Raw genomic sequence first — 5,142 nt, 5'->3', positions numbered from 1 at the left:
TATCATTATGACTCAATTATTCGGCAGGATCGTCTTTGGTGAATCGGGTACGGTTCAGTTTAAATTCTCAGAAGATGCTGCACCGCTTGTTTTTGACCTTAAAAGAAACTTCTATAGTTTCCATCTAAGAGAACTTAGTCGCGTTAATGGCAAGTACGGTCTTATTCTCTTAAAATTATGGGAATCCTACCGGCAAGGTGATGCTATCGTTACCACAATTAATGGTTCAACCGAGGATTGGCAAGGCTGGTTCTTAGGTAAGGGACGCCGGGTTAGTGCTAGTAGGTTTTATACCAGCGTTCTAAAACGTGCCACAGAAGAATTAGAAGAAAAACTTAATGCCGAGTGCACTCTAACCTCTCTAAAAAGCGGGCGTAAAATAGTAGCATACCGACTTGAAATCCTTGATGGAAACAAATTAGTGAATTAGAAGTTAAATACCTTATGTATCAGTTAAGTATGGACGTTGGTGTGTGCCAATCAAAGACAAAAATAAGGAGCTATGAATTATGTCAAAAACTTTGGATATTCCAACCATGAAGAAACGTTTAGTCCTTGCTGAACAAGAGCTTGCTAATAAAATTGGTCACGATATGGTGACCAAACAAGGTATGGAAACTTTTTCGGCTTATCAAAAGTTTATGCACACAGCGAAAACTACTGATAGACCTGTCTTGCCGGCTGAATTGCAAGTTCAAGCGCAACAATTCCAGAAACAGCTTGAGGAATGGAACGTAGACAATTGGGGAAACAAGCTTGATTACAAAACATTTTACCCTGAATTGTTGACCTTCTTCCGAAAACTAAACAACGTGCATTAGACATGCCTTTTTATTAGCTATGCGAGCCAATAAAAAGGCATATACGAATCTTTTCAAAAAATATCCCTTCTACTATTTAACATTATTTTTTCCTTCGAATTCATGTTGCACATTATTGCACTTTATGTTAAAAAATGATTAGAGTAGGATTAAGGAATGGCCATTTAGGAGGGGTATGTATGAAAACATTAACAAAAATGAGTCTTTCATTAGCAGTTACTTCTTTATTCTTAGGATTACCATTAACCCACGCTTCAGCAGATCAGGGAACAACCAATACAAGCTCTGACAGCACTACTTTATCTAAAGCATCTGAAGCAGCAGGAATTTCCACGGATAGTAATGATGTAACAATTAATAATGACAACAATTCTCAACCAGCTGTCATTTCCAGCGCTGACACTACGCCATTCTCAACTTTCATGGTAATTGGGGGCAGTGGATTAACTTGGCATTTGCAGAGCACTAAGAAATTTAACAACTTAACCGTATCACAATTTTTGACCCAGCTCGGGGGTGAATATCTGCACTATGGTCAAGATATTGGTAGTATCCTAGTTCGTAAGGGGGTACATGGGCATGCTTGGTATACTGCCTCTCGCTACACTGCACAAAATGCAGGCCACGTATATCTTAAAGTAGTAACCAAGGCATACAGCAACTCATCTAGAACTCACTTAACAGCAACGGTGGAAGAACAATGGAAGGCTTAAAAACGATCACAAAAAATCTCAAAACAACTAAAAATAATCTGCAGTTCACATGTTTAATAATGCTTGTTTTTTTCACTATCTCCTTGGTGTTTACTATAATTAATAGAGATAAAATTCAGATTAGTCCATTAAATGACGTGAATTTTAATATTGTGCTAAAATCTTTTATCGCTGTTTTTTTTGTGATAATTGAATATCTGATCATTTCAATTATTCCCAATGCTACGTTCACTAAAATTCTATTGTTCTTTAACGTAGCGATGATTTTAGGTGGTATAGGCTATACATTTGTCATCTTTTTGCCCAATCATTCGCTTATTTTTATACTACGTTTAATTCGTCAAATTGATTATATATTTTTAGTATATAATCTTGCAGTAATTTCCATTCAGGTTGTTAGCACAAATAAATTTCAAAATTATCAAAACTATTTTTCTAGATGGTTTGCTTCCATGAAAGTTGAATTGTCTCAGAAAAAATGGATAAAACTCGTCTTTCTCATTTTAATATACTGGGGAACAACAGCCTTAGCAGTTCCTTATTAAGTATATGGAAATTGTATACGAAAGTTTAATGATCCGACCCCAAATACCCCCTTTTGCCATAATGGCAAAAGGGGGTATTTGGGGTCAATTATGCGGAGCTTAATTGACCGGTTTTTCCACTTTATCGAAGATGAAGTGGACCCTTTGAGGGGAGTTAAGAGGGGAGCATAGCGCCCCTCTTACAAGCGTTTGGAGCACAGTTGCGTCAGCAATTGTGTACCAAATGGACTGCTCGCCATGCTCCTACCGACCGTCTATAATTGCCCTTAAGCGAATAGCGAAAGGCCATTATGCTTACGGTCGTTTAGTACCCATTCGACTGAATAAGGAGAACGGGTACTTAATCATTAGGAGGTGCTTTTTGACTTGAACCAGACTAGACAAATCCACTACCGTTTGAGTGAACTTGAGTATCAAAAATTAGCCACGTCAGCTAACCAAATTGGCTTATCAACTTCGGCTTACGCGAAGAAATTAGCCCTGCGGTCTAAACTAGTTGAGCCCAAATTCAACCACGATGACGCCGTCCAATTAAATCTGGCACTGGCTCGTATTGGTAATAACCTCAACCAGCTGGCTAAACGGGCCAATGCCGATAACCCGACTGCCCTAGCTGACATTAACGCTCTAAGAAGCGAGGTGAATCAGTTATGGCAACAATTAAGATAAGTCGCGCCAAAAGCTGTACGGCCGCGCTCAACTATGCGCGGGGGCAAAATCAGCTAAAAGAACCAGACAAGGCTTGGCTCGTCAATCAAGGGGTTAACCCTGAATTGGTCGCCAGTCTCCATAACCGGGCTGTGGTAACCAGTGGCCTTAATATCGACCCTGCCTATGCCAGCTCGCAAATGAAACAGACTCGTGACTTATTTCAAAACACTGGCAGCACCCAAGCAATGCGAGTTATTCAGTCGTTCGATGAGCACGATCTCAATGCGGCTAATCCGGCTGATTAGGACAAGGCTAATCAATTAGGCCAAGAACTCGCTCAAAAAATGGCACCTGACCACCAAGTTGCTGTCTATACTCACTTAGACGGCACTGGGCACAAACTCCATAATCACATTATCGTGAACATGCCAAGCCTCACGACTGGCAAGAAATACCACCATCAAAACGACTTTAAACGTCTAGCCAAGTTCAACGATGAAATTGCAATGGCACACGGCTTATCTATCATTTCTAACAATCTCAACAGACGTCTATATCCGCACAAAATTGCCCCTGAACCGCCGGAGAAACGTACGATAGCTGAACGTAACATAGCCAGAAAAGGGGGCTATGTTTGGAAAGATGATTTACGTGCCCATATTGACAAGGTCATGTTAGACACCTCTGTGGACTCATATAAGACGTTCTCGGAGCACTTAGCTAAATCTGGAATAATTACCCACGAACGTGGAAAAAGTCTCTCATTCGAGTTTTTAGACGCTGAAAACAAGCACCGGCGGGCTCGTGGCAAATCTTTAGGCACAGATTACGAAAAGGAGCAAATTTTCCATGAGTTGGAGCGAAGAAGTCAACAACCAAACCAATCAGTCACAAATAGCCGAGCTTCAAGCCCTAGTCGAGCGTTTGAACAGCGAAAACAGCAAGCTGAACAACGAGAACGAATCGCTAAATCTCGAGAACCAGCAATTACTCAATCAGGTCAAAGTATTGACCGCCTTACAGTCGCAACAGGACGAGATACGCGCTACATTAGCTCAACGGCAAAAGAATTTAGCCCGCATGTCCAACGAACAAAACACCAAACTAGAGACCTTGGAACAAGAATTAAACGATTCGGCGGCCAGATTAGCAACTTCTCAAACGCAATTAGCGCAATTGCAGGGAAAATTGGACGATATTTAAATCAACTGCAAGCACAGAAGCAACAAGAACAAGCCCTTTTCAATCAGCTTCAAGACAAACTTGACCAGTCCAGACAAAACAAAGAAGACCGTGACGATAATGGTTACTATCACACTTATCAAAACAGGGGGTTCCATCGATGAACGACCATGAAATGTTAAAGCAAATCCTAGCAGCTTACCAAAACGATGAAATTAATTGGTCGCAAGTGCCCGCCATTAACGCGCTTATTCAGCGCGAAGTGAACCAGCAAGTAGCTAAGCAGGTTGATAACCTTGCCAACAATACGTCCCAGCAATATGTTGACCATCTCAATTCGCTGATTCAATCCAATCAACAACAATTTGACAGCAGTCAGCGGCGCCTAGATGCCCTTAACAAAGCCATTAACACGGCTCAACGGGAATTGAAACCAACAAAACGCCAGCAGACGCTAGCTATAATCGGTCAAGGAGTCGGGATTGTCGCCCTCATTGTGACCACGCTAGTATTGCTGTGGTTAATTGGGCCTATGGTCGTTCACCTCAGTGGCGTTGGGCCTATATGGCACGCACTAGCGCCTAATTGGAGCCTCTGGGGCGTTATTAAGGCCATTGTTGCCTTACTCCTTGTATTTGCCTTATTAGTGCTAGAGATTGGTGTGGTCGCTGTGCCTAGTGCATTTTTAACAGTTATGTTGTCGTGGATACACGGTTTCCACAAACCACATAAGAATCAGTATCATAATTATTAATGACGCACGACTGTAGCATGTACTTCCCGCCGAGCGACAGTCGAGGCTTCCTCTGAACCACATCTTTTGATTTTGACCTACGTTTTCATACTAGATATACATCTATGGCTATTGATAGCAGAACTTTTTTTTGAAATTTTAAATTTTTTATTGCCTTCGCGCGTAAGTAAGATACTTTAACGGATACTTTTAATTACTTTTAAATACTTTAGGGCGATTAGAAACACTGTCATACCAAGGGATACAGAGCTTTTAAAACACATTTTCCACGTTAAAAAACACATTTTCCACGTTAAAAAACATAAATTAAATAAAAAAATGTTTTTATGTGTTATAAGTTATATGATGTTTTAAAGGAAATGGGGAAATTTAATGACTAAAAATAAAAAAGCTCAAAAGGCTCTGGATAAGTTGCTAAGTCGGCAAGATTACTTAGTCGTACAAGGTAATGACCTTGCTAAGTCTTTTGGTGGTCT

6 protein-coding genes and 2 pseudogenes are annotated in these 5,142 nt (G+C 40.6%); all 8 read left to right on the top strand.

Annotated elements, in window-relative coordinates; translation table 11 throughout:
- A partial coding sequence (locus tag LOSG293_RS09420) for a replication initiation protein (protein ID WP_034529729.1) occupies positions 1 to 430 on the top strand: 430 nt, incomplete at its 5' end.
- A gap of 79 nt (positions 431 to 509) precedes the next feature.
- Complete coding sequence (locus LOSG293_RS09415) at positions 510 to 821, top strand: hypothetical protein (protein ID WP_034529727.1); 312 nt, start codon at positions 510 to 512, stop codon at positions 819 to 821.
- A 179-nt stretch (positions 822 to 1,000) separates the two neighbouring features.
- The gene (locus LOSG293_RS09410; RefSeq protein WP_022638802.1) at positions 1,001 to 1,534 is read left to right on the top strand and encodes a hypothetical protein; all 534 of its coding nucleotides are present in this window, start codon (positions 1,001 to 1,003) and stop codon (positions 1,532 to 1,534) included.
- Positions 1,522 to 2,079 (top strand): hypothetical protein, encoded by a 558-nt coding sequence (locus LOSG293_RS09405; protein ID WP_024526983.1) that lies wholly within the window; start codon positions 1,522 to 1,524, stop codon positions 2,077 to 2,079. Before LOSG293_RS09410 ends, LOSG293_RS09405 begins: the two co-directional genes overlap by 13 nt.
- A 366-nt stretch (positions 2,080 to 2,445) precedes the next feature.
- Positions 2,446 to 2,748: a plasmid mobilization protein gene (locus tag LOSG293_RS09400; protein ID WP_034529723.1), complete on the top strand. Its 303-nt coding sequence runs from the start codon at positions 2,446 to 2,448 to the stop codon at positions 2,746 to 2,748.
- Positions 2,730 to 4,076: pseudogene (locus tag LOSG293_RS09390) on the top strand (relaxase/mobilization nuclease domain-containing protein). The gene LOSG293_RS09400 and the pseudogene LOSG293_RS09390 overlap by 19 nt, the downstream one beginning before the upstream one ends.
- Positions 4,073 to 4,666 carry a 6TM ABC transporter family protein gene (locus LOSG293_RS09385; RefSeq protein ID WP_034529721.1) on the top strand — a complete coding sequence of 198 codons (594 nt, stop codon included), beginning with the start codon at positions 4,073 to 4,075 and terminating at the stop codon, positions 4,664 to 4,666. Before LOSG293_RS09390 ends, LOSG293_RS09385 begins: the two are co-directional and overlap by 4 nt.
- Positions 4,667 to 5,038: 372 nt before the next feature.
- A pseudogene (locus tag LOSG293_RS09380) lies at positions 5,039 to 5,142 on the top strand (replication initiation protein); the annotation flags it as partial.

It is taken from the genome of Secundilactobacillus oryzae JCM 18671 (genome assembly GCF_000740055.1).
In the GTDB taxonomy this organism is placed as follows: Bacteria; Bacillota; Bacilli; order Lactobacillales; family Lactobacillaceae; genus Secundilactobacillus; species Secundilactobacillus oryzae.
The sequence above is the reverse complement of the archived record's forward strand: the minus strand, read 5'-3'. Positions and strand labels throughout refer to the sequence as shown.